Below are 1,703 nucleotides of genomic sequence, written 5' to 3'. Positions count from 1 at the left end.
GAATCAGACCGGAAATGCGTACTTGGGTCTGTTCGGAGTCAAATGGCGTTTTGCACAAATGGCAAGAATGTGGAGCAGGCTCATCCTCCAAAGGCGCGTAGCAGGCTGGACACCACTGAAAACTGACCTCTCCGATATTTTCGACCACATTCTCAGAGTCCTTCAGGGCCTCGATCTTGTTCCGGAGGCTAACAATGAAAGCATCGGAATCAGCGATCGTAAGCGTGAGGGCGTCACGCTCTTGACGGGTCCGCACGAGGCTCGACTGAATCTCTTGGACCCGCCTGTAAGCGGTTTCTTGCGAGTCCAGTGTGAATTGGTCCTTTGCATCGCTGGAAAAAAGTGCGGCCTCAGATTGTTCGATCGCAGTCTGAACCGCAGCCCGGTCCTTCTCCAGGTTATGTCTCTGAGCCTGAATCCATTCGGTAGTTAATCCCTGGTCCGGCCCTCCTACTCTGCCCAATATCGTAAATAGCGAGTGTAGCTGCCCAATTACCTTGTCCAGCTCTTTGCTATACTCCTTTATTTTTTGCTCGTTATCGTAAAGATCGCTATCGTATGCGCCACAAAGGAGTCGTCCTACCGTATCTCGCAAATTTGCTTGATCAAATCTTTCGAAACGAAAGATGTCCTCTATTGGGCTTAGCTGGTCAGCGTACAGCAATCTAAGTATCTGATGCATAGTTATGTTGCCGGACAGATCGCTTGATACCTCCGGAATTCCCAGGAGGCCAAATATTGCTTGCGAAAAGCTCTCGCGATTGCTCGTACCTCTATATGGATAGCGTATCCAGTCGGATCGGGCAGCCCCTGTCGCCATCTCGTATGGGCCACCAAAAACTTCCATTGGCTGCTGCCCGGTCGACTCGGAAATCTCTCTGCTAAGGGTCACTATGCGCCCGTTTATACGCGCCTCAACGACAACTCTCGTGCAAAGGCGAGCCACTGCGCTCCAATCGGCGAGTTCTCCCCCGAGTCCATAGAAGATGAAATTTAAAACAGTCGATTTTCCGGAGGAATTATCACCACGGACGACATTAACGCCCTCATGGAACTGTTCGTTGTAAACAACGAGATGACCCCGCTCGACCACAACACGCGTCACTATCAGCGTAGGCTCATACCGCATCATATCGATGCTCCAACAGGCCAGTTCTCGCCTTCAGCCCGTTATCCCCTTGCAGAGGATAGTCCGATGCCAGAGTGGCCAAGAAATCCATGAGGTCGGACTGAGATTCGTTGATCTCGGCTACTCGTTCCGCGAGACTCCGAGGAATTGTGGACCCTGTGGCTCTAACTTCCTTTTGCGCAAGCGCATCGACACTCACCAAAGACTTGGCGGCAAGGGTTTGAATGGCCGCTGCTTGCATAGGGCGCATACGTTCGAATACCAACCTGGCATCGGGTAGCTCGCCATAAGGTTTAGTAAAAGCATATCGGTCTGATAGCTTTTTGAACTTCTGATGCTGGGCTGTCAGCCGAATGTCCCGAACTTTGTGAGGGAACAAAAGGTAGAAATCCAGAATCCGCAACTTATCGTAGGCCAGCGCCTCCGAAGGGCCGAGCACATTTCGTAGACGTAAAAACCTAAAAACCGCATGAAAAGCGTCAAAAGCAGGCTGAAAGGAGAGCTGAGTCATTTATGCCAACGGACGAAACATTGTTCTGCCAGCCAGTAAATCATCCCCATTGCGGTGTTATGA

Annotated in this window: 2 protein-coding genes; both read right to left on the bottom strand. The window is 51.1% G+C overall.

All coding sequences use genetic code 11. The annotated features are described in order from the left end of the window. A partial coding sequence (locus EN969_RS29995; protein WP_164758622.1) for an AAA family ATPase occupies window positions 1-1,132 on the bottom strand: 1,132 nt, incomplete at its 3' end. Then, window positions 1,119-1,640 carry an ABC-three component system middle component 5 gene (locus EN969_RS29990; RefSeq protein ID WP_063169621.1) on the bottom strand — a complete coding sequence of 174 codons (522 nt, stop codon included), beginning with the start codon at window positions 1,638-1,640 and terminating at the stop codon, window positions 1,119-1,121. The genes EN969_RS29990 and EN969_RS29995, both read right to left, overlap by 14 nt. Window positions 1,641-1,703: the final 63 nt, after the last annotated feature.

It is taken from the genome of Mesorhizobium sp. M7A.F.Ca.CA.003.01.2.1, from assembly GCF_003998945.1.
In the GTDB taxonomy this organism is placed as follows: Bacteria; Pseudomonadota; Alphaproteobacteria; order Rhizobiales; family Rhizobiaceae; genus Mesorhizobium; species Mesorhizobium ciceri.
This window is presented reverse-complemented; position numbering and strand designations above follow the sequence as displayed.

What these genes read in the sequence shown, in the direction of transcription:
- EN969_RS29990 (WP_063169621.1), bottom strand. Translation starts at nt 1,640, where the DNA reads ATGACTCAGCTCTCCTTTCAGCCTGCTTTTGACGCTTTTCATGCGGTT.